An 18652-nucleotide genomic window follows, 5' to 3' on the forward strand; every position below is an offset into this window, starting at 1 on the left:
ACGCTCCCGTCCCTTCCAACTGTAATGAAGAATAATGTAGATTCTTGCTATATCTGACTTGCCCACTTCTGATACATATCTATGTTTTCTTATTACTAGTTAGAACAGGCAGGCGGGATTTTATACTAGTTTCTTTAAATTAATAGAAAAGATAGAGGCTGTGAAAAGAGCCGGTTTCCGTGGATCTATGTCCTACTATCCCTTCTCTTCATTTCCCTTGATGCAGCAGGGTGCAGGTAAATGGTGAGGCTCCCTTCTTAAGATTTATACGCTTTACCTACTCAGTGCAACTCCGCAAATTTCCCTTCCATTCGATTATTTCCCTGAAAATAATGTCGAGTGATAACAAACATAAATTTCAATATATGTATTTTAATTGCTGTTACCTTAAATAAGCTGCTATGGTTTTAAGTAAGCTTTTTCCGGAACAGGTGCCAACGGTGAACCTCCCCCTATGTTGAAGATGCAACCCACTACCAGGAGATTCCCGGTGGTGCTGTGAAGCACCTCCGGCCACTGTCTTCCCTTCCGTGGAGCATTCTCTATATTGCTTCAGGCAGGGTATCTATAACAGTGAACACAAAGAAAAACCCTGGCACGCGGGGTGCTCAGGGTCATAATAATAATCAATAATATTATTTCTTATGCAAAGTTCGGATCCATCTTTAATGGAGCCGGTGCTTCAAGATTTTCAAGTTCATTTTCCTGCGCTTCGTAAATACGCTCTACGTCTGCGCCAAGTGCTTTCAATTTACCTGCAAAGTCAACATAACCTCTGTCGATGTGCTTAAGTTCTGTTACTCTTGTGTAGCCGTCAGCCACAAGGCCTGCTACAACAAGGGCAGCTCCGGCACGAAGGTCCGTCGCAGAAACTTCAGCTCCCTGCAGTTCATTTGGTCCCGATACAATGGCAGCACGGCCTTCGATTTTGATGTTACCGTTCATGCGGCGGAATTCCTCCACGTGCATAAAGCGGTTTTCAAATACCGTTTCCGTGATCACGCTGGTTCCTTCAGCACGAAGCAGAAGCGCCATCATTTGGGCTTGCATGTCCGTTGGGAAACCAGGGTGAGGCATTGTTTTCAGGTCTACAGACTTGAGTTTTTCAGGACCGATAACACGGATCCCGTCGCTTTCTTCGATGATGATGACACCCATTTCGTTAAGCTTGGAAATGAGCGGGCGTAAATGTTCAGGCTCTACGTTCTCAAGAAGCACGTTACCTTTAGAGATCGCCGCCGCAACCATAAAGGTACCTGCTTCGATTCTGTCCGGAATAATTGTGTGCTCTGCTCCGGTCAGTTCTTTCACACCTTCAATGCGGATCGTACCTGTACCTGCTCCGCGCACCTTTGCTCCCATGGAGTTTAAGTACGTTGCAAGACAAACAATTTCCGGCTCTTCTGCTGCGTTTTCAATGATCGTTGTACCTTCAGCCATTGAAGCAGCCATCATGATGTTCTCAGTTGCACCTACACTTGGGAAATCAAGGTAGATCTTGTTCCCCACAAGCTTATCTTCCACTTTGGCCTCGATGAAGCCATTACCGATTTCCACTTTCGCTCCCATGGCTTCAAAGCCTTTCAGGTGCTGGTCTATCGGACGTGATCCGATTGCACAGCCACCAGGGAGTGCAATACGGGCGTGGCCCACTCTTGCAAGAAGCGGTCCCATTACAAGGAAAGATGCTCTCATTTTACGTACATATTCAAACGGTGCTTCCGTTTTCAGTGCTTTTGTAGCGTCCACGTCAATGGCGCCGTTTTCGTAATTAACATCAATGTTAAGGTTTCGTAAAACTTCATTGATCGTGTATACATCAGCTAAAGCTGGAACATCATAAATCTTGCTCTTCCCTTTGCTGGCGAGTATAGATGCTGCGATGACCGGCAATACGGCGTTTTTCGCACCTTCAATGCGAACTGTGCCGCTCAACTGCCTGCCGCCGCGGACAATAATTTTTTCCAACGTATTCCCCTCCGCGTCCAGTTTCTATAGTTATTAATATTCAGCCGTAATTATTGGCGTGCCAATTGTGACGGTTGTTTCACCGCCCAATCCTTGTTCATTCTTCCTTAGAGCGATCTGTAAGTTCATCGGTTCGCCGTTCGCTTCAAGAGGTGTCCCTAAAAAAGGGGCATATGCGGAAATTGAAACGAATGATGCTTCTTGTAAGGATTCAACTACATTTGCGGAAAATGTTTGTGTAATCTCTGTTCCCCATTTTTCAAAATCGTCTGCGCTGTTCTCGGGTAATACGCCTTCTGCACGAACAAAAAATTCTGATTGCTGCAGCCATTCAGGTGATTGAACGTTGTCAAAAAGCATTGAGAACTCGGTGTTTCCATCATGTTTGATGGGGATCATTGATGCGTTATAGGTGTGATAAGCCTGATATTCATCATCTGCAACACGTATAGACGTTAAGGTGACTCTTTCCGTTACAGTTTGGTTAATATCCGTTCTTATCCCTTCCCAAACCTCATTTCCATTTTCGTACGTAATCTTTGCCCAATCGAACATACTCAGCTGTCCTTTATTCTGCTGAACAAATTCTTCAAACGTACTCTTCGTCATCGTATTCGGGTCATTGTTTCTGGCGTAAATGTGCCAACGACTTGTACGAATGGTATTTTCCGTCATTTTATCGTTCATCTGCTGTATTGTTTGTATTGGTGATTGTGCTATTACGTCTTTGTCCAAATTTTCGTTTCCTTGAGCTACTCCGATCCATAGCAGGAAAATCAATATCAGACTCCCTGTGACAACCGTGTATTTCCCCATGTTTTTTCTCTCCCCCGGATATAACGTTTCGCACGTTACTTCTTACTAGCATTGTTACCTCTCAGAAGGGGGACATACATGGAATTTAAAGCTAATACACGACAATCTTCGAGCTTGTCTGAGCTCATTTCCAGTACTAAATCATGACTTAAATAAAACTTAAAATAAGTGCTGTAGCATTGTTGACCAATTGAGGTAGTTCAACAGGAAGCTGCTTACCAAATGCGTAATGGCGATGGCGATCAGGATAACAAATGCTTTTGCCTTGGGGCCGTCAGGGTCTGATACAAACAAGTCCCACTTGAATGTCTGTAAAGCCCACCAGACTGTGACCAGAACTGTGATATTTACAAAAAGACTGACCAACGCCTGCTGACCGAACTGTTCCAAAACTGCATTACCTCCAACGCTAACGTCCATAGCTCTTTTTCTTTTTGAATGTCTTCTGCTTGAAGTCTTATGATAAACGTGGTAACTTTTAACGTTATCAACTCGTCTATACAAAACTTCACAAAAACTATCTTAACGAAAATCACACTCAAATGCTATGGATTGTTTTACCTAAATTACACTTTTTTCAGGTAAATTTCTCCTTGTCACGTTTTGTACACAATTCATTGTCGAATGGGGTTAAAATTGACTTGTAGTATATTACATAACACTTGTAACATGAATGTAAACTTCTAAACTGAAAATAACTGGATTTTTTATGAAATCGACTTCTTTTTTACATAATTTATTCCATTTATTCAAAAATGTTTACATCGTTACCTGAATTTTGTGTATGTTCAACCGACAAAAAGAACCCTCTCCACAATGTCCATAAAACATTGTCCGTGGAGAGAGTTCTTTTTCTGTCCGTCATCTCGACAAAATATTTACAATTATTCCAGGGCCAGCGGAAAGGGAAATCAACGCCAAAGAGGTTAAATGATCAATTTAAAAAGAATTTTACATTTACTTTATACGGAACCTAGGTAAGACCTCGCAAACGAAGTGAGGAAACTCGCCAGAAACCACTGCGGAAAGCGAAGGGTACTTAGGCTTCATCTAGTATTTACCAAGAAACAACAATGCAGGATTTAACTCAAAACGCCATCCATTGCATCGTCGTAAAGAAGTTAATCAGTAAAAATGGCAGAATCCCAAGGCCCAGAGTGAAAATCAGCGTAACGGTTACGATTCCCGACATTCCAGCAGGGATCCGAAGCTGCCCCTCCTTCTCTTTTGGTTCTTTCATAAACATCTGCCTGATAATTCCGAAGTAGTAAAAGAACGAAACAATACTTGTCACGATCATAATCACCGCAAGCCAGAGCATGTCTGCGGATATGGCCTGAAAGAAGATCCATGCCTTCCCGGTAAAACCGGCAGAAACGGGCAGACCGGCAAGAGAAATTAAGAATGCACTCATGGCAATGGCGAGAAAAGGAGAGCGCCGGTATAATCCTGAAAAGCTCAGGATGTCTTCCGAGCCCGAGCTCTCGGTCACAATCGTGATGACAGCGAAGGCTCCTAGAGTCATCACCATGTACGCAACAGCGTAAAACAAGATCACACTGACTGTCATATCAAGCGTTACAAAAGCGGCAATTGGTACGAGAAGATATCCCGCCTGGGCAATGCCCGAGTATGCCATCAGCCGCTTTACGTTATGCTGCGTAAGGGCAATGAGGTTTCCGGCAATCATCGTGACCGCCGCCACGATAGCGATAATAAACCCCCATTCTTCATAAATGCCGCCAAATCCAGTGAAAAAGACGCGCAGGATGATGGCAAAAGCTGCGATTTTGGATATGACCGTCAGGAAGGATGTCACCGGCGTCGGTGCACCTTCATACACATCCGGCGCCCACATATGGAACGGAACGACGGATATCTTAAAGCCGAATCCGACGAGCATAAACAAAAGGCTCATCATCACAAGGAATGGATACGCATCGAACAGCGAACCGATCTGTGCACCGATTTCTACTAAGCTTGTTGTTCCTGTCAGGCCATACATAAAGGACATTCCGTAGAGAATGAAAGCGGAAGCGGTCCCGCCCAGGACAACGTATTTCACTGCTGCTTCAGTTGATTTCTTACTGTACTTTTTAAACCCGGCCATACAGTAAGCTGAAATACTTAAAATTTCAAGACCGATAAACAGTGTAATCAGGTCTGCCGATGAAACCATGAGCATAGCCCCGAGAGAAGCGAACAGAAGCAGAGAATAAAACTCACCTTGATACACATCGGGATGCCGGTCAAGATAGTACATGCTGATTCCGATCACAATGGCCGTGCCTGTGAGAATCAGTATTTTAAAAGCGGTCGAAAACGGGTCAACGACGAACATATCACCGATACTTCCGGAATTCCCCCCGTTCCAGAACAGAACCAGGGCCGCAGTGGCCAGAAGAGCAACGATACTCAGGCGGCCGATGAACGGCTTTTTCCCGTTGATCCCTGTCATAAAGTCAATCGTAAAGATGAGTAAAGCAGCAGCTGCCAATACAATCTCCGGGGTCATTAAAGACCAGTCCGCATCAAAAGAAAGCATATGTCTTTACCCCCCTATCCTTGACACAAAGTCAATTACGGTACTGTTTATCACGTCACTTAACACATTCGGATAAATCCCGATCAGGAGACTCACTCCAAGAAGACCGACCATCGGAATGTATTCCACCGGCCTTGCATCCTTCAGACCTGTAAATCTCTCATTCAGCTGCCCAAACGCCGTCCGCTGCACCGCCCAGAGGAGGTAAGCAGCCGTCAGAATGATTCCGAGAGCTCCGATCACAGCAATGGGCACAGCCTGTGGAATGACATCCGGCGAAGCACCGAAAATGCCGATAAAGGCAAGGAGTTCACTCACAAATCCCGAGAGTCCGGGAAGTCCCAAAGATGCAAGGGCTGCAGCAAGCATAAACCCTGTGAGCACCGGAATCGACTTGGACAGTCCTCCGAGCTCCGACAGTTCCCGGGTCTTGGTCCGTTCGTAAATGGCTCCAACCATGAAGAACAGGAGAGCGGTAATGACACCGTGGGAAACCATCTGAAAGATCGCTCCCTGAAGGCCTGCTTCCGTAAAAGAAGCCGCACCGAGAAGAATGATTCCCATATGACTGATGCTCGCATAGGCAATCAGCTTTTTCAGATCGGTCTGAACAAGCGCCAGACACGCACCGTATAGAATATTGATCACTGCGAGCACAGCAATGAATGTGGCAAACGAGACAGCCTGATCGGGTAAAATACCATAACCGATTCTGAGCAGTCCGTAGGCTCCGAGCTTTGAAAGAACACCGGCCAGAATCATTGTTGCTGCTACAGGCGCTTCGGCATACGCGTCAGGAAGCCAGGTGTGAAGGGGAAAAATCGGCAACTTCACTGCGAAAGCAAGCAGTAAAGCAGCAAACAATCCTGTTTTAAAAGCAGCACTGACCGCCTCCGGGTTTGCAGGGTTGGCATAAATGTCTGCAAGGGCCGCCATATTGAATGTGGCTTCTGCCGCCCCAATTGCCTCTGAACCTTTGAAAGCCATGGCAATAAAAGCGAGAAACATCACGCCACTCCCAAGCCCTGTGTAGATCAGAAATTTAAATGAGGCGTATTCACGTTTTTTCCCGCCCCAGATTCCGATGATAAAAAACATAGGAATAAGAGTAAGTTCAAAGAAAAGAAAGAACAGGAACAGATCGAGTGCTGTAAACACACCGAGCATCCCGGTCATGAGAACGAGTGTCCAGACAAAATACTCTTTAATCCTGTCCTGAATTGTAAAGGATGCAAAAATTCCGAGGGTAGTCACAACGGTTGTGAGCAGGAGGAGCGGCAGGGAAAGACCGTCAATCCCAAGCTCATAATTGATCTGTAGGAGACCGAAGTCAATCCAGGGATAACTCACCCCCATCTGAGCACTGGAAGCCCCTCTGTCAAAACCCGACCACACAATAAGGGAAAGAATCAGTGTGATTAAAGCCGTCCCCGCTGCCAGTGAGCGGATGACGTTTTTATTTTCCCTTGGGATTACGAGCAGGATAAGAGCCCCTGCAAGTGGTAAAAATACGAGCCACGAGAGAATGTTAGGAATCATCCGAAATACCCCCTGACGATAAACGCAACCGCTATTACAGCCAGACTTCCAACTACCGTCACAAGTCCATATGTCTGAAGCTGTCCGTTATGCTGCTTCCCTGCCGTTCTCCCGATCCCTCTGACGGAACGGGCAAGAACATTGACAGAGCCGTCTATTAATCTCCGGTCAGCAGCAAACAGCAGTCGGCTGAGTCCGATTGTCGGTTTTACAATAACCGTGTCGTACAGTTCATCGATGTAATATTTGTTCAATAAAACGTTATAAAAAGGTGAACGGGTTTCTCTTTGTTCAGGTGCTCCGCTGTACATCCGCCACGCCAGTCCGATCCCGGCAGCAGCAACAAGAAGCGAAATAGCAGCCAGCCCCAGTCCTCCATGTGCCTGTGACCCCAATGCCAGTCCTTCAGTAAGGAAACTCTCCAGACTGTACCCGGTTAACGGACTGTTAATGATTCCCGCCACTACAGCGAAAAAGGCAAGAGCGATAAGGGGAACTGTCATCCAGCCTGTATTTTCCCGGGCATCCTCTATAAGTTTGCCCTCCCCCCGAAATTCACCGGTGAACACTTTGAAAAACAGACGGAACATGTAGAACGCAGTCATAAACGATGTAAGAATCGCAATCGCAAACAAGAACACATCTCCGTTTGCCCAAACTGCCGCAAGAATGCCTTCCTTGCTCCAGAACCCTGCGAGGGGAAAGATCCCTGCAATAGCCAGTGAGCCAATCAGAAATGTCACAGCGGTAATCTTCATTTTTTTCCACAAACCGCCCATCTTGTTGATGTCCTGTCTGTGATGGAGGGTGTAAATCACCGATCCTGCTGCTAAAAAGAGCAGCGCTTTAAAGAACGCATGTGTCATCAGGTGAAACAGACCCGCCACGTACCCCGCCGTTCCAAGAGCGAGCATCATCAGACCGAGCTGACTCACAGTGGAATAGGCAAGAATCCGTTTAATATCTGTATTCACAAGGGCAATTGACGCGGCGAAACTGGCGGTGACCGCTCCGGTGTAGGCAACGACTGTGAGAGCTGTTCCCGATGCCTGAAAGATCGGATACGTGACGGCAACGAGATACACACCGGCCGCTACCATCGTAGCCGCGTGAATGAGGGCACTGACCGGCGTCGGCCCCTCCATGGCATCCGGAAGCCATACATGCAGGGGAAACTGTGCTGATTTCCCAACGGCCCCAAGGAAGATACATAGAGCAATTGCTGTCACAAGTGTGTCTGATACAAGTCCGGCATTGATCGCTTCAAATGCCGCCCCGTATTCAAAGCTTCCTGTTGCGTTGAATAAAAGGATAAGCCCGATTAAAAGCCCTACGTCTCCGATCCGCGTAACGAGAAAGGCTTTTTTCGCCGCCGCTGCTGCTTCCGGTTTAAAATACCAGAACCCGACCAGGAGGAAAGAACAGAGTCCTACCAGCTCCCAGAAAATAAACAGCTGCAAAATGTTCGGGGCAAGAACGAGTCCGAGCATTGAAAAGGAAAACAGCCCTAGATAGGCGTAAAATACGTGTACCCGGTCATCGGCAAGCATGTACTGTCTCGAAAAAACGTGAACAAGAAGACTCACGGCCGTTACGACAAACAGCATCATGGCATTGAGTGCCGATACTTCATAACCCATCGTTACCGTAATTTCACCGAATGTGATCCATTCCGCCACCCCCGTGTAGGACTCCCCTCCCCACCGTTCAACAAGCACGATGGTGGAAAAAAGAAAGGAGAGGAACAGGGCAGCTATTCCCACATAAGCAGCATTATGTTTTAACGTCCGCCCAAAAAGGAGCAGGACGATAAAGGCAATCAACGGAAAAACCGGGATGATCCAAGCGTTTTGTAACATACCATCACCTTTTCTGTTATCTTTTCGACCTGACCTACCAGCGAAGGAGGTCTTGTTTTATGGCGTCAATCGATGCACGGTTTCTGTAGAGGGCAATTAAAATGGCGAGTCCCACCGCTGCCTCTGCAGCTGCCACTGTGATGACAAAGAGTGTGAACACCTGCCCGGTTATGCTGGCAAAAGGTCCGATACTCGAGAAGGCCACCAGGTTAATGTTCACGGCGTTCAGCATCAACTCGATACAGATGAGTACCACAACGAGATGGCGTCTCGTGAGGACACCGTACAAACCGATACAAAACAGGATCGCCGCAAGGGCTAAAAATAAATTCACCGTAACCATGGTCAGTCCGCCTCCTTCCGGGCAATGACGATTGCACCGACGAGAGCAGCCAGAAGAAGGATGGCAACACCCTGAAACGCAATCAGGTAATTCCCGTAAAGCTCAAGACCGATGGCTTCGGCAGTACCTACAAACGGCTCTTCGTTTACCGCAAAATCAGCCGTCAAAATTCCGTACAGCATCCCCCCGAGCAGTGTGGCAACACCGAGAAAACTGAACACCTTATGGAGCCGGCTCCGATCAGGTCCGAACCCGACCGCCCGGTGATCGGTGAGCATCATTCCAAAGATGAAGAGAATTGAAATGGCCCCCACGTAAACCATGATCTGAATGATGCCGATAAACTCGGCTCGGAGTAAAAAGTACATTCCGGCTATGGCGAAAAAGCAGAACGCCATTGCCACAAGACGGTGGGAAATCCTCTGCAGTGCCAGCACAAGGACGGCACACACGATAATCACAAACGAGAAAATGAGGAAAAACGTCATTTGAGCACTCACTCTCCCCCACCTCGCTTACTCTCTGAAACTTCTTCTGCTTCTTTTGGCGCCGAATCTTCTTCAGACTGTACTTTTGGCTCCTCGGCCGGTGTTTCTTCTTCGGTTTCTTTCTTTTTCTTCTCCGGGGAAGGCGCTTCTGCCGGAGTTTCGGATTCAGTTTTCATTGGCGAGGCTTTCGGCTCCTCCGTTGTTGACGGGGTTTCCGAAGCTTCTTTTTTTACCGGTCGTTCCTTAGGCTCTTCAGCTGAAGGTGGTACTTCCGAAGCTTTTCCTTCCACTTCCGGCTTTGTAGCTTCCTGAGAAGGCTTCGCTTCTTTTTTCCCAGCCTCAGCCGGTTTAACCTCGGCTTCAGCCTCTGTCTTCACCGGAGCCTTTTTCTCTTTCACCGCTTCCCCTTTCGGATCTTTCTCTGTTTGTGAAGTTTTTCTCACAGGGTCAGACCCCGTTTTGGTACGGGCGGGTCTTTTCGGTTTTTCTGCTTCTGCGTTTGGATCGGGCTCGGTGTAGTTTCCGAACACTTTGTTTTCGGTGAGCCATCCCATATCTTTAAAGTGTTCGTCTCTTGTGTAGGAAGACAGGTTGTCATACTTGGCGGTCATGACAATCGCGTTCGTAGGGCACACTTCCGTGCAAAAATCACAGAGGATACACCCTTGAAAGTCGATGTTGTAAGTGTCGATGACCTTCTTTTTCGGATTCGCCTCGCTCTTTTTACCCGTCAGTGTGATTACGTCTGTGGGACACACTTTTACGCACATGTCACAGACGATGCATTTTTCGGGAAAAAAGCGGTGAACGCCCCGGAACCGTTCCGGCATTTCTACTTTTTCTTCGGGGTATTGGATTGTGAATTTCTTTTTCGTGAAGTAGTTCAGTGTGACGCCGAATCCTTTGAGCAGTCGAAACATGTTATCACCCCATCCACACTTTGATGATCGACGTTATCACGATGTTCAGGAGGGCCAGCGGGATGAGCACTTTCCATCCGAAGCCCATTAAGTGGTCGACCCTAGCGCGTGGCAAAGTGGCGCGGAGCCAGAACCAGATGAACATAAACACACACATTTTAAGTAAAAACCATACGACGCCAGGCAGAAAGGCCGGTCCGAGCCACCCGCCAAGGAAAAGGGTTGTGGCCAGGGCTGAGATGGCGATGGCGTACGTATATTCAGCAAGCATGAAGAAAGCATACCGGAAACCGGAGTATTCTGTGTGATAGCCGGAGACAAGCTCCGATTCAGCTTCGGGCAAATCAAACGGTGAACGGTTCAGCTCGGCAATCGCTGCAATCATGTAGACTAGGAAACCGAGAAACTGTGGAATGATGAGCCACAGGCCGATCGATTCCTGGTAAAAAACAATCTCACGGAAGTTGAGCGATCCGGCGAGAATAACCACACCGACGATGGACAAAACGAGGGGAATCTCATAGCTGATCACCTGTGCGACGCTTCGCATGGCCCCCATGAGTGAATATTTGTTGTTGGACGCCCATCCCCCCATCACAACGCCGAGGGTTGTAATGGATGAAATCCCGATGAAGTAGAGAATTCCGATATTCAGGTCGGCAGCGTACAGGTTCTCGCTCCAAGGGATTGTGGCGTAAATGGCAAACGACGGTACGAAGGCAACGACCGGCGCGAGGATAAAAATCGGCCGGTCTGCAGCCCGGGGGATGACGTCTTCTTTCATCAGAAGCTTCGACACATCGGCGACCGTCTGAAGCATCCCCCATGGACCGTGCCTGTTCGGGCCGATTCGCACCTGCATATAGCCGATCACCTTCCGTTCGAAAAGGATCGCGTATGTGACAGCCCCGAGAAGAAGGAGCATGAGACAGACGGCGTAGACGATCATGAACACGAGGTCCACTACGCATCCACCTCCCCAAGCACCACGTCAAGGCTTCCGAAGATCGCTACGAGATTGGCGATCGACTCATCTATGAGAAGCTCCTGCAAAATCTGGACGTTTACAAAGGACGGACGGCGGAGCTTCACCCGGTACGGCTGGGTTTTGCCGTTACTCACGATATAAACGCCAATCTCACCTTTTGATGCTTCACAGCGTTTGTACACTTCTCCAGCAGGCGGCTTGATCATCATAATCCGTTTGCCTTTTTTATGAATGATTTCCCCTTCAGGAATCTGCTCGCACGCCTGCTCGATAATCCGGAGAGATTCGTGCATTTCGGCAATCCGCGTTTTATAACGGGCGTACACGTCCCCTTCCTTGAAGGTAGGAATATCGAAATCAAACCGGTCATAAATGCTGTACGGTTCTTCTTTACGGAGATCAAAGCGAATCCCGCTTCCCCTCGCGATTGGTCCTGAGAGGCCCCAGTTGATTGCTTCCTCCTGGCTGATCTTCCCGACACCGATTGTGCGTGCCTGGAAAATTTCGTTACCCGTAACCAGCGTGTCGTATTCTTTTATGTTTTCCCGGACCTCTTTCACTGTTTCTTTAACCCGGTCGATCCAGCCCTCTGGCGCGTCCCACTTTACGCCGCCGATGCGGACGTAGTTGAACGTCATTCGTGCGCCGCTTATTTCGTTCAGTCGGTCGAGGATGAGGTCCCGGTCGCGGAAGGCGTAAAGGAACGGACTGAGTGCGCCGATGTCGAGCATGAATGTGCCCCACCAGACGAGGTGGCTGGCGATGCGGTTCAGTTCCATAACGAGAACGCGGAGGTACTCGGCGCGCTCGGGAATTTCCCATTCGAGGAGTTCCTCCACTCCGGCACAGTAGATGTAGTTGTTGGTCATGGCGTTTAAGTAATCGAGCCGGTCGGTGTAGGGTATGAACTGGGTGTACAAAAGCCCTTCGGCGAGTTTTTCAGAGCCTCTGTGCAGGTAGCCGATGACCGGTTCGGCGTGTTTAATTGTTTCCCCCTCGATGGTGAGGATGAGCCGGAATACCCCGTGTGTACTGGGGTGCTGCGGCCCCATGTTTAATGTCATTTGTTCTGTGCGAATTGACATCCTGTTGCCCCCTTAATCCAGTCCCAGTGCTTTTTTGTCTGTAACGTAGTCCTTTCTGAGCGGGTGTCCTTCCCAGTCGTCGTCGAGTAAAATGCGTTTTAAGTTGTAGTGACCGGGGAATTCAATGCCTAAAAGGTCGTACGTTTCCCGCTCGAGCCAGTCTGCCGTTTTCCAGATCGGCTGAACTGACTGTACGCTCGGTGTGTCCCGTGGCGTTTTTACTTTTACATACAGATAATAGTCGTGAGGTATTGAATAGAGATTATAGATAACTTCCATGTGTTCTTCGTAGTCAATTCCTGTGAGGCAGCTGAGAAAATTAAACTTCAGTTCGGGATCGTTGTGAAGCAGCTGTGCTACTTGCGGTGTCCATTGTGAGGTATCAAGGGTGATCATCGGTTTGGAAAAATTCATTGTCGCTTCAAGGACTGAGCCTTCACCCTGAAGGCCCTCGATCCGCCGGGTAATGGTGTCGAGAAGCTCCTCGCTCATTTTTTGACCACCTGCTTCCCTGCTGCTTCGTCGCGGATTTTTTTCCTGAGCAGCTCGACGCCGTCGAGAAGGGCCGGTGGTGTCGGCGGGCATCCGGGAACATAAACGTCAACGGGGACGATTTTGTCCACGCCGTTCAGAACGCTGTACGCATCTTTGTAAGGGCCGCCGCATGTGGCGCAAGAACCCATGGCGATCACCCATTTGGGCTCGGGCATCTGGTCATACAGCTGTCTGAGTACCGGTGCCATTTTTGCAGTCACGGTGCCCGCGACGATCATGAGATCCGCATGGCGCGGGGATGCACGGAAGATAACACCGAAACGGTCAAAGTCGTAGCGCGCCGCTCCTGTTCCCATCATTTCGATGGCGCAGCAGGCAAGTCCAAATGTGAGGGGCCATAGTGACCGTGTACGGGCCCAGGCTTTTACCTGCTCGACTTTGGTGAAAAATACATTTCTCTTTAGGTCTTCAGCGAGTCTCGGGTCGTATCGTTCTAAGTCTTGAAATCCTTTTAGTTCCATTCAAGCACCTTCTTTTTCCAGGAGTATGCAAGCCCTAAGGCTAAAATGAAGATGAAGATGAGCATGGCATTTAGGCCCACCCAGCCAAGCTGGTCGAGGGTAACGGCCCACGGATATAAGAAAACGGTTTCAACATCAAAAATGATAAATTCGAGTGCAACGATATAGTAAGCGACGTGAAAGCGAACCTGCGCGTCACCCGTTGGTTTTATTCCACTTTCATAGGTAACGAGCTTTTCTTCATAAGGATTCTTCGGTCTTACTAGCCTTCCAAATGTTAAAGCTGCAACCGGCAGCGCCACACCAAGCAGCAAAAAGATCACCACATAAGTGTAATTTTCGTAATAAAGCGCTAAATCCATACTGTCACTCCCCTCCATTCGTCAAGTCTTACTCTCCCAAAGTATACCAAAGCTTGGAATTATCCGTCTATAGTATTCCGAATTATCTGAACTTTAGTCAAGGTTCGTCATCTTTTGCGTTTTTGCGCGGTCTATGATGGTCGGCTGGTCCCTCCTTTTGACAGGTGCGGCTGGGTCTTTTCAAGGCAGTGTGGTTTTAGGTCAGGCAATGTGCAGAGGTTTGCTGCTGCACAGGCCTGACTTTTTAGTGTGCCTCAATAAATGGTATGAGTGGATGGACAGGATTATCAGTGGAAATTTCGAAGTGCTTGGATGGGGGACGGGTTTTGGATTTTGCTGAGCGGAGCGTAAAATGGCTTGGGTCGGTAAAGGGTTGGGTTGTGGTTGGGTTGTGGTTGGGTTGTTCGTGGGGCTGAGCGGCAAGTTATAGGTCGGTGAGGTCGTAGGTGGTGGATTTCTTTGCGCCGGTTGTGGGGAGGTTTAAACTTTTTAGCAGGTAATAGGCATCTGCTCGTGAAGATGAATTCGTGAACCAACGGAATTGTTGGTTTGAGATAGTGTGATTGAACAAGTATTTATAGTCTCTCAGAGCCTGAAGCAAGGGTTCCTGAGTTGTAATTGTTTGGCCGCAGATGATACATCTCCATGATTGTCTGCGTTTTTCATTTGAGAAGTTCTCGCATTTCCGGCAGTAAAACCCTGTGTGAAGGTCAGTTAAAGAGAATGCGTATTTACTTAATACATCTTCGCCGGAAGAAACGTCTTCTCTGAGGATGTGCTTGGTGAGTTTATTGAGCTGTAGTTTTTTTAACAGAAGATCGTTGTGTGATTCAATGAGGTTTGAGAATTTGGACGGGAAAAGAGAATTCCTTATGATAGCGGATAGTGATGAGTGTTTTTTACAGTGGTCAGGGACTTCCAGGAGGCAGCGTGGATTAGTAATAATGACCAATGGGGCAATTGAAATGTTGGGGTATTTATTTTTTCGAAGCCAGTGTGCAAGTTTTCGTTTCTGGGTGTTTACCTGGATAACAAAGTCGGGAAGGATTTTTACTATTCCTTGCTTATTTGTCCAGATGACTTGCTGCAGGTCTGGTTCGAAGCGTAGCTTCCCTGAGATATTTTTGATTTCGAGAATTGATATGAGTGTGGGGGATACCAGCAGGAAATCGATTTGGAAGGTTGAAGAACCGTCGTGGAGTTTAATATTGTGGAAGATTTTCCATTGTTCGAGTTCATGGCTGTTGAGATAGTATCCCATGGACTCTTCTCCTTTAAAGCCGCTTCTTTCTGAGTGGTATCTTGCAACGATTTCTTCTTTTTTAGGATGGGAATCGGCCAATCTTCTACTTAACGCTTCGTATTGGAGTAGTTTTGCTGGTTTTTGGATGGGTTTTATGAACATTTAGAGGTAACTTCCTTTCGGGGGAGGTTTTTATGGAGAACTTTATTGATTTTATGCAGAGTTTGGGAGGATTTATGGAGAACTTTCAGAGGTTTATGCAGACTTTCGGACGTTTTATGCAGAACTTCTACCCACTTAAAGAGAATTAGTCAAAAATCGACGCGGTTCGACACCTCCCTCTCTTCAAAAAACTATCTTACTAAACATCCCCGGCTCAGCGCATTCATATATGCGGAACCGGGGGTGCTGTACTAAAACATTATTCTCCTGATACTTCCAGGCGGTTGATCGCACGCTTCAGTGCGAGCTCCGCGCGGCGGAAGTCGATGTTGTCCTGCTTGGCAACGTCCAGACGGCGCTGGGCACGCTCTTTGGCAGCACGGGCTCTCACGACGTCGATGTCCGTTGGCAATTCGGCTGATTCAGCCAGAATGTTGACTTCATCTCGGCGAACTTCCATGAAGCCGCCGTTTACCGCCACCAGATGGACTTGATTGTCTTGCTTGATTCGGACAGGGCCGATGCGAAGAGGTGTGACGAGGGGAATGTGACCTGGCAAAACACCGAGCTCACCTTCCTCTGCTTTCACACTGACCATATTGGCCTCTGCTTCGAAGACACTGCCATCGGGAGTGACGACATTGACCTGCATCGTCTTCATGGTTTATCCTCCTTCACCGCTTTTACAAGTGACTCCCCAGCCTCATAAAAAGGCGGAGCGGGGTCAGACCCCCGGCGTGGTGGCTGGGCACCGCTTTACCGCAGCGCCGCCCAGCCACCCCCGCCGTCACTCGCAATGCCGGCTTGTTATTCCATTTCCTTCGCTTTTTCAACGACTTCTTCGATGCGTCCGACAAGACGGAAGGCATCCTCTGGAAGGTCGTCGTATTTGCCGTCCAGGATTTCACGGAAGCCGCGGATGGTTTCTTTAACTGGTACGTAAGAACCTTTCTGGCCTGTGAACTGCTCGGCAACGTGGAAGTTCTGGGATAGGAAGAACTGAATACGACGAGCTCGGTGTACGACAAGCTTATCTTCTTCAGAGAGCTCATCCATACCAAGAATGGCGATGATGTCCTGAAGCTCTTTGTATTTTTGAAGCGTCTGCTGAACTTCACGGGAAACGTTGTAGTGTTCTTCTCCAACGATCTCAGGGGACAACGCACGGGACGTTGACGCCAGTGGGTCAACGGCCGGGTAGATACCCATCTCCGAAAGTTTACGCTCAAGGTTAGTTGTTGCGTCCAAGTGGGCGAACGTTGTAGCCGGTGCCGGGTCAGTGTAGTCATCGGCAGGTACGTAGATCGCCTGGATGGATGTTACCGAACCTTTCTTCGTAGACGTGATACGCTCCTGGAGCATACCCATCTCCGTTGCAAGTGTAGGCTGGTAACCTACGGCAGACGGCATACGTCCGAGTAGGGCGGATACCTCACCACCGGCTTGCGTAAATCGGAAGATGTTATCAACGAAAAGAAGTACGTCGGCACCTTTTTCATCACGGAAGTGCTCAGCCATTGTAAGACCGGACAGGGCAACACGCATACGTGCACCAGGCGGCTCGTTCATCTGACCGAATACCATGGATGTTTTCTTGATTACGCCGGAATCCGTCATTTCGTGGTACAAGTCGTTACCTTCACGGGTACGCTCACCAACACCTGCGAATACGGAAATACCACCGTGCTCCTGTGCGATGTTGTTGATAAGCTCCTGGATAAGTACCGTTTTACCTACGCCGGCACCTCCGAAGAGACCGATCTTACCACCCTTGATGTAAGGAGCCAAGAGGTCAACGACTTTGATTCCTGTTTCAAGGATTTCTGTTTCAGTGGAAAGTTCCTCGTACTTCGGTGCTTCGCGGTGAATCGGGTCACGCTGCACACTTTCAGCTACTTCCTCTCCAAGGTCGATCGCTTCCCCAAGAACGTTAAATACACGTCCGAGAGTTGCGTCCCCTACTGGTACTGCGATTGGCTTACCTGTATCGACTACTTCCAGCCCGCGGGTCAATCCGTCAGTGGATCCCATGGCAATCGTACGCACGGAGTCATCACCCAGGTGAAGGGCAACCTCTAACGTTACGTCGACGTCCACTTCACCAGAGGATTGAGCTTTGTGCTGGATTTTAATCGCGTTATAGATCTCAGGTAATTCTCCGCGGTTGAACTTTACGTCTACAACCGGTCCTGTTACTTGAGTGACGCGTCCTTTATTCATCATCTTTCCTCCTCACTTCCTATGAACACGAATGAACGTTATTCGAGAGCTGATGCTCCACCTACAATTTCATTGATCTCCTGCGTAATCGCGGCCTGTCTTGCACGGTTATAGCGCAAGTTCAGCTGGTCAATCATATCAGAAGCATTGTCTGTGGCTGCGCTCATCGCAGTCATACGCGCTCCGAACTCACTGGCTTTACCATCTAATAATGCGCCGAACACCAAGCTTTCTGCGTAGTGTGGAAGAAGCTTTTCAAGAATCGCTTCCTCGTTCGGCTCATATTCATACGTTGGCGTATCACCGCTCGCTTCCTTCTCACTTCCGTCAAAGTCCGTAAGAGGAAGGAGCTTTGTTTCAGTGATTTCCTGTGAAATGGCACTCACAAAGTGGTTGTAATGGAGATAAATCTCATCAAACACCTCGTCTGTGAACATCTCAACAGTGGTGGCAGCGATATTTTTAATGTCTGCATAGCTTGGCTGATCGGAAATACTTACAATTTCCTGGTAGATTGGCATGTTACGCTTCTTGAAGAAATCACGTCCGATTTTTCCAATCACGATAATCCCATATTCATCCTGGGACTTGTGCCGCTCGTTAATCGTATTCATCGTGTGTCTTAACAGACCGCTGTTGTAGGCACCGCAAAGACCGCGATCCGATGTGATGACAAGATAAGCTGTCTTTTTCACTTCGTCACGGGCCTCAAGCATCGGGTGGGATGCCCCGGTTCCTGTAGCGATACTCATAACAACATCACGAATCTTCTGTGTGTATGGCCAAAACGACTGAGCTTTGTTCTGCGCCTTGTTCAGCTTGGCAGCAGAAACCATCTGCATCGCTTTGGTAATCTGTTTCGTCTTTTTTGTAGACGTAATTTTAGACTTAATATCTCTAAGAGAAGCCATCGTACTTCACCACCTTTTTTTCAAAACTCGCTGTCCTCTTTGTCCGGGCAAAAGGGCGTCTGTTCTTTCCGACCCGGCTGTGTGTTATTGACACTGTTACCCTCGTAACCTCACAGCCTGCCGCTTAACGGTTGACCGTCCTTCTCAGGGACGGAGCGGCTGAAATGGAGACAGCCGCTCCCAATCT

Annotated in this window: 17 protein-coding genes and 1 pseudogene; all 18 read right to left on the minus strand. The window is 48.3% G+C overall.

The genetic code is table 11. The annotated features are described in order from the left end of the window. Window positions 1-642: 642 nt before the first annotated feature. The 18 genes and pseudogenes from murA to atpG all read right to left on the minus strand — a co-directional run bounded on the left by murA (window position 643) and on the right by atpG (window position 18465). Window positions 643-1968: a UDP-N-acetylglucosamine 1-carboxyvinyltransferase gene (gene murA, locus EBO34_RS13910; protein ID WP_122899562.1), complete on the minus strand. Its 1326-nt coding sequence runs from the start codon at window positions 1966-1968 to the stop codon at window positions 643-645. 33 nt (window positions 1969-2001) lie between these two features. Then, window positions 2002-2784, minus strand: a complete 783-nt coding sequence (locus EBO34_RS13915) for a YwmB family TATA-box binding protein (RefSeq protein WP_122899564.1) — start codon at window positions 2782-2784, stop codon at window positions 2002-2004. A gap of 159 nt (window positions 2785-2943) precedes the next feature. Further along, window positions 2944-3204 carry a DUF1146 family protein gene (locus EBO34_RS13920; protein ID WP_122899566.1) on the minus strand — a complete coding sequence of 87 codons (261 nt, stop codon included), beginning with the start codon at window positions 3202-3204 and terminating at the stop codon, window positions 2944-2946. Window positions 3205-3871: 667 nt separating this feature from the next. Beyond that, entirely contained in the window at window positions 3872-5329 is a 1458-nt protein-coding gene (locus EBO34_RS13925; RefSeq protein ID WP_122899568.1) for an NADH-quinone oxidoreductase subunit N, read from the minus strand. A 6-nt stretch (window positions 5330-5335) separates the two neighbouring features. After that, window positions 5336-6868: a complex I subunit 4 family protein gene (locus EBO34_RS13930; RefSeq protein ID WP_122899570.1), complete on the minus strand. Its 1533-nt coding sequence runs from the start codon at window positions 6866-6868 to the stop codon at window positions 5336-5338. Then, window positions 6865-8727 (minus strand): NADH-quinone oxidoreductase subunit L, encoded by a 1863-nt coding sequence (gene nuoL, locus EBO34_RS13935; protein ID WP_122899572.1) that lies wholly within the window; start codon window positions 8725-8727, stop codon window positions 6865-6867. Before nuoL ends, EBO34_RS13930 begins: the two co-directional genes overlap by 4 nt. A gap of 34 nt (window positions 8728-8761) precedes the next feature. Beyond that, a complete protein-coding gene (gene nuoK / locus EBO34_RS13940; protein ID WP_122899574.1) occupies window positions 8762-9076 on the minus strand; it encodes an NADH-quinone oxidoreductase subunit NuoK in 315 nt (104 codons plus the stop codon). Beyond that, window positions 9073-9570 (minus strand): NADH-quinone oxidoreductase subunit J, encoded by a 498-nt coding sequence (locus EBO34_RS13945; RefSeq protein ID WP_122899576.1) that lies wholly within the window; start codon window positions 9568-9570, stop codon window positions 9073-9075. Before EBO34_RS13945 ends, nuoK begins: the two co-directional genes overlap by 4 nt. Before the next feature lie 521 nt (window positions 9571-10091). After that, window positions 10092-10478 (minus strand): annotated as a pseudogene (locus tag EBO34_RS20945) (NuoI/complex I 23 kDa subunit family protein); the annotation flags it as partial. A gap of 4 nt (window positions 10479-10482) precedes the next feature. Continuing rightward, a complete protein-coding gene (nuoH, locus tag EBO34_RS13955; protein WP_122900115.1) occupies window positions 10483-11427 on the minus strand; it encodes an NADH-quinone oxidoreductase subunit NuoH in 945 nt (314 codons plus the stop codon). 14 nt (window positions 11428-11441) lie between these two features. Further along, window positions 11442-12551 carry an NADH-quinone oxidoreductase subunit D gene (locus EBO34_RS13960; RefSeq protein ID WP_122899580.1) on the minus strand — a complete coding sequence of 370 codons (1110 nt, stop codon included), beginning with the start codon at window positions 12549-12551 and terminating at the stop codon, window positions 11442-11444. A 12-nt stretch (window positions 12552-12563) separates the two neighbouring features. Beyond that, a complete protein-coding gene (locus EBO34_RS13965) occupies window positions 12564-13043 on the minus strand; it encodes an NADH-quinone oxidoreductase subunit C (RefSeq protein ID WP_122899582.1) in 480 nt (159 codons plus the stop codon). Continuing rightward, on the minus strand, window positions 13040-13567 hold the full coding sequence (locus EBO34_RS13970; protein ID WP_122899584.1) for a NuoB/complex I 20 kDa subunit family protein: 528 nt from the start codon (window positions 13565-13567) through the stop codon (window positions 13040-13042). Before EBO34_RS13970 ends, EBO34_RS13965 begins: the two co-directional genes overlap by 4 nt. Beyond that, window positions 13558-13929 (minus strand): NADH-quinone oxidoreductase subunit A, encoded by a 372-nt coding sequence (locus EBO34_RS13975; RefSeq protein WP_122899586.1) that lies wholly within the window; start codon window positions 13927-13929, stop codon window positions 13558-13560. Before EBO34_RS13975 ends, EBO34_RS13970 begins: the two co-directional genes overlap by 10 nt. A 424-nt stretch (window positions 13930-14353) precedes the next feature. Continuing rightward, a complete protein-coding gene (locus EBO34_RS13980; RefSeq protein WP_122899588.1) occupies window positions 14354-15334 on the minus strand; it encodes a nuclease-related domain-containing protein in 981 nt (326 codons plus the stop codon). 259 nt (window positions 15335-15593) lie between these two features. After that, a complete protein-coding gene (locus EBO34_RS13985) occupies window positions 15594-15995 on the minus strand; it encodes a F0F1 ATP synthase subunit epsilon (RefSeq protein ID WP_122899590.1) in 402 nt (133 codons plus the stop codon). Window positions 15996-16141: 146 nt separating this feature from the next. Continuing rightward, the gene (atpD, locus tag EBO34_RS13990) at window positions 16142-17554 is read right to left on the minus strand and encodes a F0F1 ATP synthase subunit beta (protein ID WP_122899592.1); all 1413 of its coding nucleotides are present in this window, start codon (window positions 17552-17554) and stop codon (window positions 16142-16144) included. Between the two features lie 38 nt (window positions 17555-17592). Further along, window positions 17593-18465, minus strand: coding sequence for an ATP synthase F1 subunit gamma (gene atpG / locus EBO34_RS13995; RefSeq protein ID WP_122899594.1), 873 nt, complete (start codon window positions 18463-18465; stop codon window positions 17593-17595). Window positions 18466-18652 lie beyond the last annotated feature (187 nt).

It is taken from the genome of Alteribacter keqinensis (assembly GCF_003710255.1).
GTDB classification, from domain to species: Bacteria; Bacillota; Bacilli; order Bacillales; family Salisediminibacteriaceae; genus Alteribacter; species Alteribacter keqinensis.

What these genes read in the sequence shown, in the direction of transcription:
- EBO34_RS13930 (WP_122899570.1), bottom strand. Translation starts at nt 6,868, where the DNA reads ATGATTCCTAACATTCTCTCGTGGCTCGTATTTTTACCACTTGCAGGG.
- atpG (WP_122899594.1), bottom strand. Translation starts at nt 18,465, where the DNA reads ATGGCTTCTCTTAGAGATATTAAGTCTAAAATTACGTCTACAAAAAAG.
- atpD (WP_122899592.1), bottom strand. Translation starts at nt 17,554, where the DNA reads ATGAATAAAGGACGCGTCACTCAAGTAACAGGACCGGTTGTAGACGTA.
- nuoH (WP_122900115.1), bottom strand. Translation starts at nt 11,427, where the DNA reads ATGATCGTCTACGCCGTCTGTCTCATGCTCCTTCTTCTCGGGGCTGTC.
- EBO34_RS13970 (WP_122899584.1), bottom strand. Translation starts at nt 13,567, where the DNA reads ATGGAACTAAAAGGATTTCAAGACTTAGAACGATACGACCCGAGACTC.
- EBO34_RS13985 (WP_122899590.1), bottom strand. Translation starts at nt 15,995, where the DNA reads ATGAAGACGATGCAGGTCAATGTCGTCACTCCCGATGGCAGTGTCTTC.
- nuoL (WP_122899572.1), bottom strand. Translation starts at nt 8,727, where the DNA reads ATGTTACAAAACGCTTGGATCATCCCGGTTTTTCCGTTGATTGCCTTT.
- EBO34_RS13920 (WP_122899566.1), bottom strand. Translation starts at nt 3,204, where the DNA reads ATGGACGTTAGCGTTGGAGGTAATGCAGTTTTGGAACAGTTCGGTCAG.
- EBO34_RS13960 (WP_122899580.1), bottom strand. Translation starts at nt 12,551, where the DNA reads ATGTCAATTCGCACAGAACAAATGACATTAAACATGGGGCCGCAGCAC.
- EBO34_RS13965 (WP_122899582.1), bottom strand. Translation starts at nt 13,043, where the DNA reads ATGAGCGAGGAGCTTCTCGACACCATTACCCGGCGGATCGAGGGCCTT.
- EBO34_RS13925 (WP_122899568.1), bottom strand. Translation starts at nt 5,329, where the DNA reads ATGCTTTCTTTTGATGCGGACTGGTCTTTAATGACCCCGGAGATTGTA.
- EBO34_RS13975 (WP_122899586.1), bottom strand. Translation starts at nt 13,929, where the DNA reads ATGGATTTAGCGCTTTATTACGAAAATTACACTTATGTGGTGATCTTT.
- EBO34_RS13980 (WP_122899588.1), bottom strand. Translation starts at nt 15,334, where the DNA reads ATGTTCATAAAACCCATCCAAAAACCAGCAAAACTACTCCAATACGAA.
- EBO34_RS13915 (WP_122899564.1), bottom strand. Translation starts at nt 2,784, where the DNA reads ATGGGGAAATACACGGTTGTCACAGGGAGTCTGATATTGATTTTCCTG.